Annotated in this window: 17 protein-coding genes; 7 read left to right on the top strand and 10 right to left on the bottom strand. The window is 64.3% G+C overall.

Annotated elements, in window-relative coordinates:
- Positions 1 to 6 precede the first annotated feature (6 nt).
- Complete coding sequence (locus HAP41_RS29325) at positions 7 to 876, top strand: ABC transporter substrate-binding protein (RefSeq protein ID WP_166094666.1); 870 nt, start codon at positions 7 to 9, stop codon at positions 874 to 876.
- Entirely contained in the window at positions 876 to 1,793 is a 918-nt protein-coding gene (locus HAP41_RS29320; protein WP_166094680.1) for a DUF1932 domain-containing protein, read from the top strand. The genes HAP41_RS29325 and HAP41_RS29320 overlap by 1 nt, the downstream gene beginning before the upstream one ends.
- 19 nt (positions 1,794 to 1,812) lie before the next feature.
- Here the strand turns inward: HAP41_RS29320 and HAP41_RS29315 are convergent, their stop codons facing one another.
- From HAP41_RS29315 to HAP41_RS29305, 3 genes are all read right to left on the bottom strand, one after another.
- Complete coding sequence (locus tag HAP41_RS29315; RefSeq protein WP_071915057.1) at positions 1,813 to 2,124, bottom strand: hypothetical protein; 312 nt, start codon at positions 2,122 to 2,124, stop codon at positions 1,813 to 1,815.
- Positions 2,125 to 2,276: 152 nt separating this feature from the next.
- Positions 2,277 to 3,482, bottom strand: a complete 1,206-nt coding sequence (locus HAP41_RS29310; RefSeq protein ID WP_166094686.1) for an amidohydrolase family protein — start codon at positions 3,480 to 3,482, stop codon at positions 2,277 to 2,279.
- 69 nt (positions 3,483 to 3,551) lie between these two features.
- Positions 3,552 to 4,805, bottom strand: a complete 1,254-nt coding sequence (locus tag HAP41_RS29305) for an amidohydrolase family protein (protein ID WP_166094689.1) — start codon at positions 4,803 to 4,805, stop codon at positions 3,552 to 3,554.
- Positions 4,806 to 4,953: 148 nt separating this feature from the next.
- Here HAP41_RS29305 and HAP41_RS29300 point away from each other — a divergent pair, with 148 nt between their 5' ends.
- Positions 4,954 to 5,370 carry a nuclear transport factor 2-like protein gene (locus HAP41_RS29300; protein WP_166094698.1) on the top strand — a complete coding sequence of 139 codons (417 nt, stop codon included), beginning with the start codon at positions 4,954 to 4,956 and terminating at the stop codon, positions 5,368 to 5,370.
- Here HAP41_RS29300 and HAP41_RS29295 read toward each other — a convergent pair.
- Positions 5,367 to 6,125 (bottom strand): GntR family transcriptional regulator, encoded by a 759-nt coding sequence (locus tag HAP41_RS29295; protein ID WP_166094703.1) that lies wholly within the window; start codon positions 6,123 to 6,125, stop codon positions 5,367 to 5,369. The two genes, HAP41_RS29300 and HAP41_RS29295, sit on opposite strands and share 4 nt — an antisense overlap.
- A 198-nt stretch (positions 6,126 to 6,323) precedes the next feature.
- Here HAP41_RS29295 and HAP41_RS29290 point away from each other — a divergent pair, with 198 nt between their 5' ends.
- From HAP41_RS29290 to HAP41_RS29275, 4 genes are read left to right on the top strand one after another with little or no spacing between them, the layout of a single operon-like run.
- Positions 6,324 to 7,181: an ABC transporter ATP-binding protein gene (locus HAP41_RS29290; RefSeq protein WP_224580708.1), complete on the top strand. Its 858-nt coding sequence runs from the start codon at positions 6,324 to 6,326 to the stop codon at positions 7,179 to 7,181.
- Positions 7,181 to 7,957: an ABC transporter permease gene (locus HAP41_RS29285; protein ID WP_014496070.1), complete on the top strand. Its 777-nt coding sequence runs from the start codon at positions 7,181 to 7,183 to the stop codon at positions 7,955 to 7,957. Before HAP41_RS29290 ends, HAP41_RS29285 begins: the two co-directional genes overlap by 1 nt.
- Before the next feature lie 40 nt (positions 7,958 to 7,997).
- On the top strand, positions 7,998 to 9,023 hold the full coding sequence (locus HAP41_RS29280; RefSeq protein WP_166094713.1) for an ABC transporter substrate-binding protein: 1,026 nt from the start codon (positions 7,998 to 8,000) through the stop codon (positions 9,021 to 9,023).
- 27 nt (positions 9,024 to 9,050) lie between these two features.
- Positions 9,051 to 10,490, top strand: a complete 1,440-nt coding sequence (locus HAP41_RS29275; protein WP_166094722.1) for an amidohydrolase family protein — start codon at positions 9,051 to 9,053, stop codon at positions 10,488 to 10,490.
- Between the two features lie 65 nt (positions 10,491 to 10,555).
- On the opposite strand, the gene HAP41_RS50120 is transcribed toward HAP41_RS29275, so the two are convergent.
- From HAP41_RS50120 to HAP41_RS29250, 6 genes are read right to left on the bottom strand one after another with little or no spacing between them, the layout of a single operon-like run.
- Positions 10,556 to 10,933: an ABC transporter substrate-binding protein gene (locus HAP41_RS50120; RefSeq protein ID WP_256478299.1), complete on the bottom strand. Its 378-nt coding sequence runs from the start codon at positions 10,931 to 10,933 to the stop codon at positions 10,556 to 10,558.
- Positions 10,934 to 10,962: 29 nt separating this feature from the next.
- Positions 10,963 to 11,694 (bottom strand): ABC transporter substrate-binding protein, encoded by a 732-nt coding sequence (locus HAP41_RS50115; protein ID WP_256478298.1) that lies wholly within the window; start codon positions 11,692 to 11,694, stop codon positions 10,963 to 10,965.
- A 20-nt stretch (positions 11,695 to 11,714) separates the two neighbouring features.
- Positions 11,715 to 12,692 (bottom strand): branched-chain amino acid ABC transporter permease, encoded by a 978-nt coding sequence (locus tag HAP41_RS29265; RefSeq protein ID WP_166094753.1) that lies wholly within the window; start codon positions 12,690 to 12,692, stop codon positions 11,715 to 11,717.
- Positions 12,689 to 13,543 (bottom strand): branched-chain amino acid ABC transporter permease, encoded by an 855-nt coding sequence (locus HAP41_RS29260; protein WP_166094756.1) that lies wholly within the window; start codon positions 13,541 to 13,543, stop codon positions 12,689 to 12,691. The genes HAP41_RS29265 and HAP41_RS29260 overlap by 4 nt, the downstream gene beginning before the upstream one ends.
- The gene (locus HAP41_RS29255; protein WP_028146635.1) at positions 13,540 to 14,283 is read right to left on the bottom strand and encodes an ABC transporter ATP-binding protein; all 744 of its coding nucleotides are present in this window, start codon (positions 14,281 to 14,283) and stop codon (positions 13,540 to 13,542) included. Before HAP41_RS29255 ends, HAP41_RS29260 begins: the two co-directional genes overlap by 4 nt.
- Positions 14,280 to 15,074 carry an ABC transporter ATP-binding protein gene (locus tag HAP41_RS29250; RefSeq protein WP_224580709.1) on the bottom strand — a complete coding sequence of 265 codons (795 nt, stop codon included), beginning with the start codon at positions 15,072 to 15,074 and terminating at the stop codon, positions 14,280 to 14,282. Before HAP41_RS29250 ends, HAP41_RS29255 begins: the two co-directional genes overlap by 4 nt.
- Positions 15,075 to 15,283 lie beyond the last annotated feature (209 nt).

The following is a 15,283-nucleotide window of genomic DNA, read 5'->3' as shown; positions in this document are numbered from 1 at the left end:
GGGCGGATGGATCGTCTCAAGTTGAAGGCTGTGCTCGGCAGTCACCCTCACGTGCAGGCGGTGAAGAGCGGCGAGCTCCGCTCCGACCTGTTCGACCTCGATTTCATCGCGTACACGCCGACCAACACGGCGTTCAAGCCGATGGTGCGCGAGCAGGCTTTCGACGTCTGCGAAATGGCGATCGTCACCTATCTGATGGCGAAGGCGCATGGCAAGCCGCTGGTGCTGCTGCCTGCCACCATGCTCGGTCGATTCCAGCATTCCTACGCGCTCTACAACCCTGCAAGGGGAGCGCTCGGGCCATCCGATCTCGAAGGCAAGCGCGTTGGCATCCGCTCGTTCACGACGACGACGGGAGCATGGATCAGGGGCATTCTCGCCAACGACTACGGCGTCAATCTCGACAAGATCCGCTGGGTCACCTTCGAGGATCCGCACGTTGCCGAATATGTCGACACCACCGAGCGTGCGCCGAAGGACAAGAAGATCTTGCAGATGCTGATCGATGGCGAGCTCGACGCCGTCCTCGGCGAGACCTCTGATCATCCTACGTTGAAGCCGCTATTCTCCGATCCTGCCGCAGAGGCTGCCAAATGGTACACCCGTCGTGGCGTCGTCCCGGTCAATCATCTCGTGGTCGTGACCGAGCAGCTTGCGAAATCGCGCCCCGACGTAGTCACAGGCGTTTATGATCTGCTTAAGCGGAACAAGGCGCAGGTGGGACCCGCGGCAACGCCCGACCTCGTTCCGTTCGGGATCGATGCGAACAGAAAACCGTTGGGGCTGATCGTCGACTACGCATTCCAGCAGGTGCTGATCCCGCGCCGCTATGCGGTCGAGGAACTGTTCGACGCGACGACGCGAGGATTGAATTGATGGCAGGTGATCCCAGGCGCTGGCAGATCGGGCTCGTCGGCTACGGCGAGGTCGGCAGGATCCTGGCTGAAGATTTGCGGCAGCAGGACATCAAGGTAGCCGCTTACGACATCAAGCTCGGAGGCGAGCACGGCGCTCCGCTGAAGGAGCATGCGGCGAAGTTCGGCGTGACGCTGGCGGTGTCTCACGCCGAGCTGACCGCGAAATCCGATTTCATCATCTCCGCGGTCACGGCGAGCCAGGCCGTGCCTGTTGCAAAAGCCTGCGCGGCTGCGATCAACCAGGGCACCTGGTTCCTGGATTTCAATTCGGCGTCTCCCGGCGCCAAGCAGCGCGCCGCCGCTCTGATCGACGGCGCTGCCGGACGCTATGTCGAGGGCGCGGTGATGACCTCGGTGCCGCCTTATCGCATCAAGGTGCCGCTGCTGCTCGGCGGCCCGGGCGCGAAGGAGCTGGAGCCGCTCCTGAACGCGATCGGCTTTGCGGCCAAGGTTGCGAGCGACAAGCTCGGCGTGTCGTCGGCCGTGAAGATGTGCCGCAGCATCATGATCAAGGGCCTTGAGGCCATGGTCATCGAGAGCTTCACCACCGCGCGCGCCTATGGCGTCGAGGATGCGGTGCTGGCCTCGCTCGCGGAGACGTTTCCGGCGATCGACTGGGAGAAGCAGGGCGCCTATTGCTTCCAGCGCGTGATCGAGCACGGCCGTCGCCGCGCCGAGGAGGTGCGTGAAGTCGCGGAGACCGTGCGCGAGGCGGGACTGACGCCGTGGTCGGCGCAGGGCACCGCCGAGCGGCAGGCCTGGGTCGCCGATCTCGCTGATGAAGGCCTGTTCGGCATCAAGGGGACGAAGGAATTTGCCCGCAGCGCCGATTGGCGCACCGAGGCGGATCGCATTCTGGCGAAGATCAAGCGCTGAGATCCAGCGCGCATTCAGCTCAAGACTCTGCTGCCGCCGCGTAGTCCGAGAGTTCGTCGCGCGCGAGCTCGATCAGGCTGATCAGGCTCGTGGCTTCGCGGACGACTTCCGTGGTGCGCTCGGTGCGGAACTCGGTGAGAATCGTGCGAATGCATTTGTCGGCCGTATCGAGCGTCAACAGCGCGCGGGCCATGTCGTCCTGCGTGTGGATTGCCGATATGTCGATGCCCGACAGGACTTCGCCGATGCCGGTCAGTCGCTTGATGGCCATCTCGGCGGGCGTGTTGGCCCGAATGGAATGGTAATCGATGCTGCTGAATGCGCTGAACATTCCATACTTCCCCGGAGAACGCAGATGTCAGTGCGGGTCTTAGTATGATCTCCTTGGCCCGTCGTGCAATGCGCGTATTTACGGTCAGGGATTCTACCGGATTGGGGAGTGAGGAAAGCTAGCGGTATAATCGAACGGAAAAGATCCGATCATTAGCCGCGCTTCCCGACAATCTTACCGTCGCATGCGACGAGCTTGCCTTCCTTGTACACGGAGCGCCCTTGCGGCACGCCGACAACGGCTTCAGGAATATGCTCGGCATTCAGTGTCACGAAATCGGCCTTGGCGCCGACGCGCAGGCCATAGCCTTCGAGCCGCAGCGCTTTTGCGCCTGATACGGTGACGACATCGAACGCGACACGCAGCTCTTCATCGATGTTGAAGCCCGAGCGATAGCCGAGCGTCGTGGCCCGGCGCAGCATGTCGCCGTCGCCATAGGGCCACCAGGAATCGCGGATGTTGTCGTTGCCGCTGAACACGGTGACGCCGGCATTGCGCAGGGCCAGGATCGGCGGGAAGGGCCGGGCGCCCGGCGCATTGGTCATGATCGCGACGCCCGAGCGGGCGAGGGTGTCGGCGATCTTCTTGAGCTGATCCATGGGGATGTCGCCGAGCCCGTAAGCATGGCTGACGGCAACGCGTCCCTCCATACCGAGCGCGCGGGTGCGCGCTGCGATCTGCTCGATTTCGAACGCGCCCAGCGTGCCCATGTCATGCAGATGGATGTCGACGTCGACGCCGTGCTTGCGGGCCACGCCGAACACGACGTCGAGATGCTTCTCGATGTCGCGATCGAAGCTTGCGGGGTCGAGCCCGCCGACGAGATCGGCGCCGAGCCCGATGGCCTCGTTCAGCAATTGCGGCGTACCCGGGCTCATCAGGATGCCGCTCTGGGGGAAGGCGACGAGCTGGATGTCGATCAGGCCCTTGTATTCCTCGCGCACGCGCAAAATCGTCTCGAGCGATTTCAGGCCGACCGAGCCGTCGACCATGACGTGGCTGCGCATCTGCGTGGTGCCGTGGCCGATGCAGAGGTCGAGCTGGTTGCGTGCGCGCACATCCATCGGCGCTGATACGGCCATGTTCTGGGCCTGGAAGGCGACGCGCTCATGCACGTCGAACCCGTTGGTGCATGGCTTGTGCGGACGCCAGGCGTCGCCATAGAAGCTGGTGTCGAGATGGATGTGGCCTTCGACGAAGCCGGGAACGACGAGGACGTTGCCGAGGTCGATGGTCTCGTTTGCGGCGGGACGTTCATCGACGGACGTGATCGCGGCGATGCGGCCGTCGGCGACGGCGATGTGATGCCGGGCTCCGCCGTCGAAGCGCGCGTTCAGGAAGATCGTGTCGAAGGCCATCCGGTTGCTCCGTTGGTCGATTGTCATGATCATCGCGCAAGCTGCGGGTCGGGCGCAAGGCGCGGAAGGTCAGCTAGGCCCGAACAAAGTGGGCCGCTGCCGCTCAAACGTCTGCCGGCCAGCCTTGAAGCCCATCACGATGTCCGGCAACTCGGCGATGGCGAAGCGGCTGTCTTTGGTATCGAGCACGACGAGATCGGCGGGGTTGCCGACCTTGATGCCGTAATCGCCGAGGTTCATCAGCCGCGCCGGCAGTTCGGTCACGAGATCGAGGCAGGTATCGAAGTCGCTGACCGAGGCCTGCGCGACGTTGGCGTAGAAATTTGCCATCCGCAGCAGCGAGGCGTCGCCAAACGGCGTGAACGGATTGAGCACGTTGTTGGTGGCGACCGAGCACAGCACGCCTTCGCCGGTTAGCTTGTGGGCAAGCGTCAGCCCGCGCGGCACGTTGTGGGTGGCTTCGCGGCCCATCAGATAGAGATCGGTTGCCGGCAGCACGGTGACGGCAACGCCTGATGTCGCCAGTTGCGCGGTGGCCGCCTTCATCCGCTCGGGCGGCAGCGCCGAGAGTTTTGTGGCGTGGCCGATGGCGACGCGTCCCCCGTAGTTGCGCCGCTCGGTCTGCCGGCAGACCTCGTCGAGATGCCACCAGGAGGGATCGAGATCGAAGTCGAGATGGAGATCCACGTCGACGTCGAATTCCTGCGCGAGATCGAAGATGCGCTCGAGATGGGCGTTCGGGTCGGTGTCCATGTAGGGACAGCCGCCGATCGCCTCACCGCCGTCGCGCAGCGCCTGCACCAGCAGCTCTTCGCTGCCGGGATCGTTGGTCAGACCTTCCTGCGGGAAGACGCAGAGGGAGAGGTCGATGGCCCAGGCATAGTCGCGCTTCAGCGCCTTGACCGCCTCGAAGCCGCGCAAGGCAATGCGGGGGTCGATCTCGACATGGGTCCGCATGCGCGTCGTGCCGTGCACGATGGCGCGCTCGAGCACTTTTGCGCCGCGCGCGTAGACGTCCTCGACCGTGAAATCCTTTTTCATCCCGGCCACGGCGCGGATCGCGTCCGAGACGTTGCCGTGATTGTGCCCGCAGCGGCCGAGCAGGCAGGCCTTATCGAGATGGATGTGGGTGTCGACGAACCCGGGCAGGGCGAGGCGCCCGCCAACATCGACCTCGACGGCCTCGCAGGCAAGCTTTTCACTCGTTAGCTTGGGCTCGATCGCGGCGATGCGGCCGCCCTTCACGCCGATATCGACGGGTGCGGCGGATGATCGCAACAGCGTGTTGCGGAAGATCAGGTCGAAGGCGGGTTGGGCGGTCATGGCGTCGGATTCAGCTGTGGTAGCCTAGCGGAAGCTGGGGAAGTGGGCAGCTCCAGATTGTGTGCAGTTATGCCACAAAATTGTTCAAAAAATGTGCATGCACTTTTGGGTGTGAATTGTAGAATGCCGGTACCTCGGAGAGCCCAGCATGTCCGCCCCCGCAAAAGCCGAACGCCCGATGACCGACGCCGAGATCGTGGGGGCCTATCTCACCGCGTCGATGATACCCGATCCCGATGCGGCTGCGGCCTATATGAAGCCGGGCACCGTGATCACGTTTACCGGCGGGCGCGAGTTCGATCATCCGCGCGGCCCGACCGGCTTCAACGCAAAACGCTATCGCTGGGTCAAGAAGAAGATGGACCGGTTCGACGTCTGTCCGGGCGCGGACGAGACCGTGGTCTACAGCGTTGGCACGCTCTATGGCGAGTGGATGGACGGCACGCCGTTCGAGGGCAATCGGTATGTCGATCGCTTCGTCGTGCGGGGCGGACAGATCGTGAAGATGGACGTCTGGAACGACAGTGCCGAGCGCATTCTGGTCCAGCGCGGGATTGAGGCCTAACCCCTGCGGGCCACTTTCGGCAGCTTGACGACGCGGTCGCTCGTCACTTCATCCGCATAGGGCGCGAGAATATCGAGCAGGTCGCGGCCACGTTGCGGGGTAGGGGCCACCAATGCGCGATTGGCCACGGAATCCAGATGATGATGCATCAATTGCATCACCTTGGCTTCGTCGCCCTTGGCGAGCGATGCGATGATGGCGCGGTGCTCGTTGATCGCGCATTCGGTTGAGTGCGGTCGGCTGTAGAGCGACAGCGTCAGGCAGCAGCGATAGGCGACCTCGCTGACATAGCGCACCAGGATCGGGCTGTTCGTCATGTGCGCGAGCAGGATGTGGAATTCGGTGGCGAGCCGGATCGAAACTGCATCCGTGCCGCCGCGTGCGCGGTCCTCGGCATCGACATGGGCATTCAGCTCGGCGATCTGGCTCTTGCTCAGCTTGCCCGCGAGCTGGCGGACGACAAGGCCCTCGAGCTGGATGCGGATATCAAATGCGTCGCGCGCCTCCTGCCAGCTCGGCGTTGCCACCACCGCGATCCGGTTGCGGCGGAGCTCGACGAGGCCTTCGGCAGCAAGCTGTCCCAGCGCATGGCGCGCAATGGTGCGGCTGACGCCGAAACGTTCGCCCAGCGCATCCTCGGGCAGCTTTGCACCGGGCTCCAGCGCCTGCTCGATGATCGCGCGCCTGAGTGCGCGGCAGATCACGCCGACCTTGTCCGATGATTCAGACGTCTTGCTGGTGGTGCGCGCCGCCATCGGCGAATCCTTGCGGGGAGGGTCGAAAGCTCTCTTTAGCACAGCCCCGCGCCAATCCAGCGCTCCAATTGCATGCAGTTTGGCGTCCGGATTGCCTAAATCGAATCCGGCCGTTTGGTGCGTCGTTTGGCCAAATCATTGATTCTGCGGGACCGGCCGACTGGCACCCAGCTTGCATGCACTTTGGCTGTGATGCGCATGCAACCCAACGCCCAATTTGACGGCCAGCCTGTTCCCGAAGGCTCCGGCCCTGTTGCCATCGAGCTGTCCGAGGCCTCCGTGACCTTCGGGCGCGGCGACCGCGCCGTGCCCGCTTTGTCGAAGACGACGTTGCGGATCGCCGACGGCGAGTTTGTCGCACTGGTCGGCCCGTCCGGATGCGGCAAATCGACCATTTTGCGTCTCGTCAGCGGCCTGGTGCAGCCGACCAGCGGCGTCGTCATCGTCGGCGGCCGCGAGGTCGCGGCGCGGGCGCTGCGGGTCGGCATGGCCTTTCAGAACACGACCATGCTGCCGTGGATGACGATCGAGCGGAACATCATGTTGCCGCTGAAGATCGTCGAGCCGTTCCGCTCGAACTTCCGCAAGCTGCGTAAGACCGAGTTTCGCGACAAGGCCAATGCGCTGCTGGAGCAGGTCGGCCTCAAGGGATTTGGCAGTCGCTATCCCTGGCAGCTATCCGGCGGCATGCTCCAACGTGCCAATCTCTGCCGTGCGCTGATCCATGAGCCGCGCATGCTGCTGCTTGATGAGCCGTTCGGCGCGCTCGACCAGTTCACCCGCGAGGAGCTGTGGGCGATCCTCCAGAACCTCTGGATGACGCACAAGCCGACAGTCCTGCTCGTCACGCACGATTTGCGCGAGGCCGGCTTCCTCGCCAGCCGCATCTGCGTGATGAGTGCGCGCCCCGGCCGCATCCTCGACGACAGCCGCGTCGAATTCGCGCGGCCGCGCACCGTCGCTATGACCTTCGAGCCGGATTTCGTCGCGCTGAACCAGAAGCTGCGCGCCTTCATCGAGGATGCGCGCAGTGCGGCCCAACAGGGGACAGGCTGATGTTCGGGATCGATGTCAGGCAGAAGGCGTGGTCGGCCGGGCTGATCGTGTTGTTCTTTGTCGCCTGGGAGCTGTTCTGCCTGATGACCGGCATGTCCGACCTGGTGCTGCCACGGCCGTCGCAGGTTTTTGTCACGCTGTTCCAGCGCTTTCCGGTGCTGTGGCCGCACATCGTGCAGACGCTCGCGACCACCATGTTCGGCTTCGTCCTCGGCGTTGCGCTTGGGGTCGCCCTCGGCGCCATCATCGGCGTCTCCAGGACGGCCTATGACACCTGCTATCCGCTGCTGATCGGCTTCTCCTCGATCCCCAAGGTCGCGGTGGTGCCGATCTTCGTACTGTGGTTCGGCTCCGGCACGGTGCCGGCGGTGCTGACGGCGCTGTCGATCTGCTTCTTCCCGATCGTCGTCAATATCGCCACGGGCCTTGCGACCACCGAGCCCGAGCTGGAAGACGTCTTGAAGGCACTCGGCGCCAGCAAGTTCGACATCCTCTGGAACGTCGGCCTGCCCAGGACCATGCCGTTCTTCTTCGCCTCGCTGAAGGTCGCGATCTCCTATGCCTTCGTCGGCGCCGTGCTGTCGGAGACGGTCGCCTCCAACCGCGGCATCGGCAACGTCATGATGACCGCGTCCTCGAATTTCAACGTACCGCTGGTGTTCGCCGGGCTGTTTGTGCTCGCCGGCCTCGGTGTCGCGCTCTACGCCGTGTTCTCGCTGATTGAAGGCCGTGTCACCGGCTGGGCCACGCGCAAGAACGACGTGATCGCCACCTGAATTTCTGAACCGTTATGCAACGAAGCTTGAGGAGGTCTCGATGTTGAGAAAAGTAACTGTCGCGCTGCTGGGATTGGCTCTGTCCGCGGGCGCTGCCACGGCCGAGGACACCACGATCAAGTTCACGCTGGGCTGGAAGACGCAAGGCAGCGATGCCGCATTCTTCTATGCCAAGGACAACGGCTATTTCAATGAGGAAGGCCTCAACGTCGTCATCGATCAGGGCGAGGGCTCCGGCGCCACCGTCACGCGCGTGATGTCGGGAGCTTATGACGCCGGCTTCGGCGACGTCAACGCCATCATCCAGAACGCCTCGACCAAGCCGCAGGAGGCGCCCGTCATGGTCTACATGATGTGGAACCAGCCGCCCTTCGCGATCGTCGCAAAGAAGACCAGCGGCATCAACACCATCAAGGATTTTGAAGGCCACACGCTGGGCGGCGCGCAGGGCACGCCGACGACGCGCCTGTTGCCGGTGTTCACCCGCAAGAACGGGCTCGACGGCGAGAAGATCAAGATCTCCAACATGGCCCCGAACCTCCAGGAGCCGATGCTGATCAAGGGCGACATCGACGCCGCGCTCGTGTTCAACATCACCAGCTATTTCAACCTGGTGCTGAACCGCCAGGACCCGGACAAGGATTTCAAATGGTTCTCGTTCGGTGAGTACGGCCTCGACCTCTACTCCAACGGCGTGATGGTCTCGAAGAAGCTGATCGCGTCGAACCCGAAGGCCGTGGCCGGGCTCGTGCGCGCCATCAACAAGGGCGCGATCGCGGTGGCCAAGGACCAGAACGCCGGCATGAAGGCGGCGCTGAACTACGACAATCTGATCGACGTCGCCGTCGAGAAACGCCGGCTGCAATATTCCTTCGACAAGCTGATCGTCTCGCCGGAGATGAAAGAGATCGGCATCGGCGACATCAAGGACGACCGCATGACGCGCGCCATCGGCATCGTGGTCGAGGGCTATCAGCTCGCCCGCGCGCCGACGCCCGCAGAGGTGTTCTCGCGCGAATTCCTGCCGCCGCGTGCGGAGCGGGAGCTGGTGTATACTGCCAACTGATCTTCACAGATCTTTGGAGAGACCGTCATGGCCACGGAGATTGCGGCAACCAGCCTGTTCCGTGGCCTTGATCTCGGTGTGACCGACAATGTCGTGCTGCGGCACGATAACGGTATCATCACCGACATTCTCGAAGGAGCGGGGCCTGCTGGCGGGCCTCGCTCCTTCGTCATTCCTGCCTTCGTCAACGCCCATGACCATGCGCGCGCGACCGCGTCGTCCTTCGGGGCGGTCGGCATGCCCCTCGAAAGCTGGATCCTGCGCACCGCGCTCGGTTCGCCGGTCGATCCATATCTGACCGCGGCCTCTGCACTGGCCCGTTCCGCCAAGGCCGGCTGCGCGGCGATGATGGTGCATTACACGCGCCCGAGCGGGACGATGCCCTTGCTTGACGAGGCGAAGGCCATCGCCACGGCAGCTGCCGATGTCGGCATCCGCATCGCCTTTGCGATCGCCGTGCGCGACCAGAATCCGATCGTCTATGGTGACGCCGGGCCAGTGCTCTCGGGGCTCTCCGGCGATGAGCGCAAGACGATCGAAGACCTCTTCGTCCGCGCGCCGATGTCGCCCAAGGCGTATATCGAGTTGACCGATGCGATCGCCGCGGCCATCGCCGGCCCGATGGTGGACGTGCAGCTCGGGCCCGCCGGCGTGCAATGGTGTTCGAAGCCGCTGCTGGAGGCGGTGGCGGAGAACTCGGCGCAGACGGGCCGCCACATTCACATGCATCTGCTGGAGACCGTCTATCAGCGCGCCTGGGCCGACCAAAACTTTCCGGACATGGTGCGTTGGCTGCGCGATATCGGCTTCCTCTCGGAGCGGCTGACGCTGGCGCACTGCATCCACGCCCGTCCCGATGAGCTGGAGATGATCGCGGCCTCCGGCGCGCGCATCGTCACCAATTTCAGCTCGAACATGCATCTGCGCTCGGGGCTCGCCCCGATCGCCGCCGCACACAAATGTGGCTGCGCCATCGCGGTCGGCGTCGTCGGGCTGGCGCTGGACGAGGACGACGACATCCTGCGCGAGATGCGGCTGGTGCAGATGGCCCATGGCGGCCTCGGCTTCAAGGCGACCTGGGCGCCGGCCGAGCTGTTCGCGCTTGCTGTCCGCAATGGGCGCCGTGCCACCGGCGCGCCTGGGAGCGGCGCGCTCGTCGCAGGCAATCCCGCCGATTTCGTCGTGATCGACCTCGACCGGCTGGATCGAGATCAGATCATGCCCGTCGACCCCATGGCGCTTCTGTTCGCGCGGGGCAATGCGTCGCTGGTGAAGGAGGTCGTCGTCGCCGGCAAGACGATAGCGAAGGACGGGGCCTGCATGGGCGTTGACCTGCCGGCCATCGAGCAGGAGTTGCGGGCGATGTACCGCGTCAATGTCGGCAAGCTCGGAAGTTTTCAGCGCATGTGGCCGTCCCTATCGGAGCGCGTCTCCGGTTGGTTCGAGCAACAGCTCACCTGCGAGTAGGAGGCGACCAGGGAAACGCCCGCCTGACGACCAGGCGGGCGCTCCCAAAGGCTCGAATACCGTCGTTACTGCAATGCCTTGAGCTTGGTGTTCTTGCCGTCGACCACTTCGAACACGACATAGCGCGGCTGCATCTGGCCGTTCGGCAGGAACTGGACGTCGCCGAACACGGTGCCCTTGACGGGCTTGCCCCGGATCGCCTCTGCCACGATCTTGCGATCGAGCGACTTGGTCTGTTCGACCGCCTGCGCCCACACCTGCACGGCGGCGGCGCCGAGCGCGGCGCTCTTGTCCGGATCAACGCCGTAGGCCTTCTTGTAGGCGGCGACGAACGCTACGCTCTCCGGCTGCGTCGTGAACGGCGGCAGATCGGGGAAAAAGATGTCGGCCGATATCACGCCGTTGTTGGCGTCGCCGGCGACCTTGTACACGGTGCTCAGCATGATGCCGACGGCGCCGACGAAGGTGGATTTTATGCGGCCTGGCGATACTGGTCGACCAGCGCGGGAAGGCCTGAGGAATTCGACGAACTAGTGACGATGACGGCGTCTGGATTGGCGCCCTTGATATTGGTCAGCTGGACGCGGAAATCGGTGTCCTTGAACGCGAATTTTTCGGTCATGATGACTTCACCCGAAAAGTTCATCTTCTTGAATTCGGCCTCGACGGCGGTCTGGAAGCCGTTGCCATAGACGTCGTTCTGGGTGAGGAACGCGATTTTCTTCGCCTTCATCGTCTGGGCGACGTATTTTGCGATGACTTCCGCGTCGAAGCCGTTCGAGCTGTTGATGCGCATCGCGTAAGGGTTCGTCTCGCCGCTGAGGATCAGATCCGACTTCGAGACCGCGGTGAAGTCGAGAATGTTGCCGCGGGCGAGAATCGGCTGCATCGCCAACGTGACCGGTGAGTTCCAGCCTTCGATGACGATGTCCGCCTTCTCGGCAACCATCTCGTTGGCGCGGCTGACGCCGACCGCGGGCGTGCTCTCGTCGTCCTTGGAGATCACCGTCAGCTTGCGGCCGAGCAGGCCGCCCTTGTCGTTGATCTGTTGGACCATCAGCTTGACGGCGTTGGTCACGGTCTGGCCATCAGGGCCGGCGCCGCCGCTGAGTGGAAAGATGGTGCCGACCTTGATGTCCTGTGCCACGGCAGGCACAGATGCGAGACCCAATAATAGCGCGAGAGCCAGTTTCGTCTTGTGCATGCGCTTCCTCCCAATGCGTTCTACGTCTTCTTGGTGATACGGCGGTAGAGGCCCACGAGCCCGGCGGGCCAGAAGATCAGGACGAGCGCCAGCACCGATCCCAACACGATCTTGTTCCAGTCGCCGCCGAGCGACAGCAAGTTCTGCTGGACAATCAGGAGGGCGGTGCCGATCAAGGGGCCGAGCAGGATACGGCGCCCGACCAGCACGATCGCGGTGAGCATCATGACGAGGAAGTAGGACTCGAACATGTCGGGGCCGACATAGGCGCGCTGATAGGCGTAAAGCCAGCCGGCAAGCCCGGTGATCGGTGCCGAGATCACGAACACGGAGAGCCTGATCCGGCGCGGATCGACGCCGAGGCTTGCGGCCAGCGCGGGGTTCATCTGTACCATCAGCGCGGTGGTACCCAGCCGCGAGCGGCGGAAGCGCGCGATGAAGGCGAGAGTGAGCAGCAGCAGCGCGAAGGCGATCGGCCAGAGATCTTCCTGCATCGCGCCGGAGAAGTTGGTCACGAGCAATGGGAGCTTCAGCGACGGAATGCCGACGATGCCGTCGGACCCACCGACGGCGTCCCAGTTGAACGCGATCTCGTAGGCGACCACGGCGGCCGCATAGGTCACGAGGGAGAACACGAACTCGCGAGTCCGCAAAGTGACGGCGCCGAGGAAGGCCGCGGCCGCGAGGCACAGCGCGATCGTCGCGGCCGCCGTCGCCCAGCCGTTCAGGCCGTATTTGACCGAGAGGTTCGCGGCCGCATAGCCGCCGATCGCCCAGAACACGGTGTGGCCGAGGCTGACCTCGCCGAGATAGGACAGCACGATGTCGGCGCCGTAGCACATCACCGCGAAGATCGCGATCGTGGTCAGCGTGGAATATGCGACCGAGGTACCGCCGAGCAGGCGCGGCAGGAGGAAGCCGATCACGACGAAGGCCGCGACTGCGGCGAGGCGCAGGAACGGGATCGAGGCGGGTTGCGGGGATTCGATCGCGGTCATTTGGTTGCAAGCCCCGCGGGACGGATCACGAGCAGCGCCAGCAACAGCGCAAAGGCCGCCGCCGTCGTATAGGCCGGCGCGACGAACGCGCCGAAGAAGGCGGTGAACAGGCCGAGCCCGAGCCCGGCTGCGAGCGCGCCGCCGATCGAGCCGATGCCGCCGAGCACGACCACGACAAAGGTCATGATGACCTCGTTGAAGCCCATGCTGGTCAGGATCGGCGAGCGGGGCGCCACCAGCGCCGCCCCCAGCGCGACCGCGGAGCATTCGAACACGAAGACGCCGAGATAGACGAACTTTGCGTTGATCCCAAACAGCTCTGCGAGCTTCGGGTCCTCGGCGACGGCGCGGATGACCGAGCCGAAGCGGGTTCGCTGGGTGAACAGCCAGACTGCGCCATAAAGAAGAAGGGTTACGATCAGCACCAGCACGTCCTGCCAGGTGAACCAGAGCGGACCGATGTCGATCTTGGCGCGCGCCAATGTTCCGGGCAGCGTCTGCGGATTGCCGCCGAAGATCAGCGCACTGCCGCCCTGCAGGACGTAGCCGAGGCCGAGCGTCACGATCATCAGGCTGGTGAGGTTCTGCGTCATGACCAGGCGCATCATCGCGCTCTGCATCAGTAGGCCGATGACGCCGAGCACGATGACTGCCACCAGAATGGCGAGCGGGTAGGGCAGGCCCAGTTTGGTGATGGCGTACCAAGTGACGAAGGCGCCGAGCATGTAGAGCTGGCCATGGGCGAAATTCACCAGTCGTGCGACGCCGAGCAAAATGGTCCAGCCCAGCGCGATGCAGGCATAACCGGAGCCAAGCACGATGCCGTTGATGACCTGCTGCGCGATATTCATGCCGGCGTTCCATCGGCGATGGTGCCGAGATAGGCCTCGATGATGCGATGGTCCGCGGCCATGACGTCGGCAGGACCTTCGCCGACGATCTTGCCGCGTTCGAGCAGGTAGAGGTGGTCGACCACCTTCAGCGCCGCCTTGACGTTCTGCTCGACCAGAAGCACCGGCAGGCCGCGATCGACCAGCAGGCGGATGCGGGAGAGCAGGTCGGTGATCAGCCGGGGCGCGAGGCCCGCGGAAGGCTCGTCCAGCATCAGCACGCGCGGGCCGGCGAGCAAGGCGCGCCCGACCGCGAGCATCTGCCGTTCGCCGCCGGAGAGTGCTGCGCCCTTGTGCGAACGGCGCTCGGCGAGGCGCGGGAAGAACTCGAAAACCTCGGGGATGGTGAAGAGATGCCGGCCGGTCGTGTCCGCGGGCGGCCGCACCAGTGCCAGGTTCTCGTCGACGGTCAGCTCCGCAAAGATGTTCTTGCCTTCCGGCACCAGCGTAAGGCCGCGCGCCACCCGCTCGTGCGCGGCGAGTTTCTCGATGCTGCGTCCTTCGAGCTGGACGCTGCCGGTGACCACGGCGCGGCCACGGGACCAGCCGGCGAGCGCATTGACCAGCGTGGTCTTGCCGGCGCCGTTGGCGCCGACGAGGCCGACCATTCGCCCCGCGGGCACGCCGATATTGACGCCTGACACCGCGACATTGCCTGCGTAGCGGACTGAGAGACCGTCGCTCTGGAGTACGCCGCTCATTCGTCGCGTCCCAGATAGGCTTCGCGCACGCGGGGATCGCGCTGGATGTCAACAGGCGTTCCCGTCGCCAGCATGGCACCCTGGTCGATCATGACGATGCGATCGGCAATCGACATGATGAGGTCCATGTGGTGCTCGATGACGACGAGGGCGAGGTTACGCTTGCGGAGGCCAATCAGGACGTCGGCGAGCTTCTTCATGTCGCCGCCGCTGAGGCCGGCCGCGGGTTCATCGAGCAGGAGCACCTTTGCGCCGGTGCCATAGGCGAGTGCGACCGAGAGCAGGCGCTGCACGCCGTAGGGAATGTCGCCGGGAAGGTGGTCGTGGTACTGTCGGGCGATGCCGAAGAAGTCGAGCAGTTGTGCGGCCGCCAGTTCGGCTGCGCGGCGCGTGGTGGCCTCGCGCCAGGGCGCGAACAGGGATGTGGCGAGATCGGTCGAGAAATCGCGGAAGATGGCCGAGACCGCGTTCTGCAGGACGGTCAGCTCGCCGAAGAACGAGTTCTGCTGAAAGGTGCGGCGCAGGCCGCGGCCGGCGAGGTCGAACGTCCGGAGCGCCGAGACGTCGGCCTTGTCGAGGAATGTGCGGCCGCGATGGGTGACGGCATTGGTGACGGCGGCAAAGCAGCTGCTTTTTCCCGCGCCGTTCGGGCCGATGATGCCGAGGATCTCGTCGTTATGGACTGACCAGCTCACGTCGCGCAGGGCGACGAGCGCGCCATATTGCACGGTCAGCCCTTCGACGCGCAGCACCTCGCTCGCGCCGCGACGCGTTTCCCCGGAACTTGCCACCCGGCCGTCCATCCCTTGTTGTCCCGGCCGCGCTTACGGCAACCGGTCCTTTTTGGCGAGGCAGCGCACGGCAATCGATGTGGGATCAAACCGCAGGAGAGAGGCAGCCTCGCGAGAGGCAAGGTATTGCGCGCCAACTCTGAAAACTTGTGCTGACTGGTTGTCAGACCAGAGACGCCTGCGCTGCAGCGCGCTCAACCCTGACGGCG

It is taken from the genome of Bradyrhizobium barranii subsp. apii (assembly GCF_011516635.5).
GTDB lineage: Bacteria > Pseudomonadota > Alphaproteobacteria > Rhizobiales > Xanthobacteraceae > Bradyrhizobium > Bradyrhizobium barranii.
This window is presented reverse-complemented; position numbering and strand designations above follow the sequence as displayed.

Excerpts from the sequence above, each read along its gene's own strand:
- HAP41_RS29325 (WP_166094666.1), top strand. The coding sequence starts at position 7 with ATGGATCGTCTCAAGTTGAAGGCTGTGCTCGGCAGTCACCCTCACGTG.
- HAP41_RS29320 (WP_166094680.1), top strand. The coding sequence starts at position 876 with ATGGCAGGTGATCCCAGGCGCTGGCAGATCGGGCTCGTCGGCTACGGC.
- HAP41_RS29315 (WP_071915057.1), bottom strand. The coding sequence starts at position 2,124 with ATGTTCAGCGCATTCAGCAGCATCGATTACCATTCCATTCGGGCCAAC.
- HAP41_RS29310 (WP_166094686.1), bottom strand. The coding sequence starts at position 3,482 with ATGGCCTTCGACACGATCTTCCTGAACGCGCGCTTCGACGGCGGAGCC.
- HAP41_RS29305 (WP_166094689.1), bottom strand. The coding sequence starts at position 4,805 with ATGACCGCCCAACCCGCCTTCGACCTGATCTTCCGCAACACGCTGTTG.
- HAP41_RS29300 (WP_166094698.1), top strand. The coding sequence starts at position 4,954 with ATGTCCGCCCCCGCAAAAGCCGAACGCCCGATGACCGACGCCGAGATC.
- HAP41_RS29295 (WP_166094703.1), bottom strand. The coding sequence starts at position 6,125 with ATGGCGGCGCGCACCACCAGCAAGACGTCTGAATCATCGGACAAGGTC.
- HAP41_RS29290 (WP_224580708.1), top strand. The coding sequence starts at position 6,324 with ATGCAACCCAACGCCCAATTTGACGGCCAGCCTGTTCCCGAAGGCTCC.
- HAP41_RS29285 (WP_014496070.1), top strand. The coding sequence starts at position 7,181 with ATGTTCGGGATCGATGTCAGGCAGAAGGCGTGGTCGGCCGGGCTGATC.
- HAP41_RS29280 (WP_166094713.1), top strand. The coding sequence starts at position 7,998 with ATGTTGAGAAAAGTAACTGTCGCGCTGCTGGGATTGGCTCTGTCCGCG.
- HAP41_RS29275 (WP_166094722.1), top strand. The coding sequence starts at position 9,051 with ATGGCCACGGAGATTGCGGCAACCAGCCTGTTCCGTGGCCTTGATCTC.
- HAP41_RS50120 (WP_256478299.1), bottom strand. The coding sequence starts at position 10,933 with ATGCTGAGCACCGTGTACAAGGTCGCCGGCGACGCCAACAACGGCGTG.
- HAP41_RS50115 (WP_256478298.1), bottom strand. The coding sequence starts at position 11,694 with ATGCACAAGACGAAACTGGCTCTCGCGCTATTATTGGGTCTCGCATCT.
- HAP41_RS29265 (WP_166094753.1), bottom strand. The coding sequence starts at position 12,692 with ATGACCGCGATCGAATCCCCGCAACCCGCCTCGATCCCGTTCCTGCGC.
- HAP41_RS29260 (WP_166094756.1), bottom strand. The coding sequence starts at position 13,543 with ATGAATATCGCGCAGCAGGTCATCAACGGCATCGTGCTTGGCTCCGGT.
- HAP41_RS29255 (WP_028146635.1), bottom strand. The coding sequence starts at position 14,283 with ATGAGCGGCGTACTCCAGAGCGACGGTCTCTCAGTCCGCTACGCAGGC.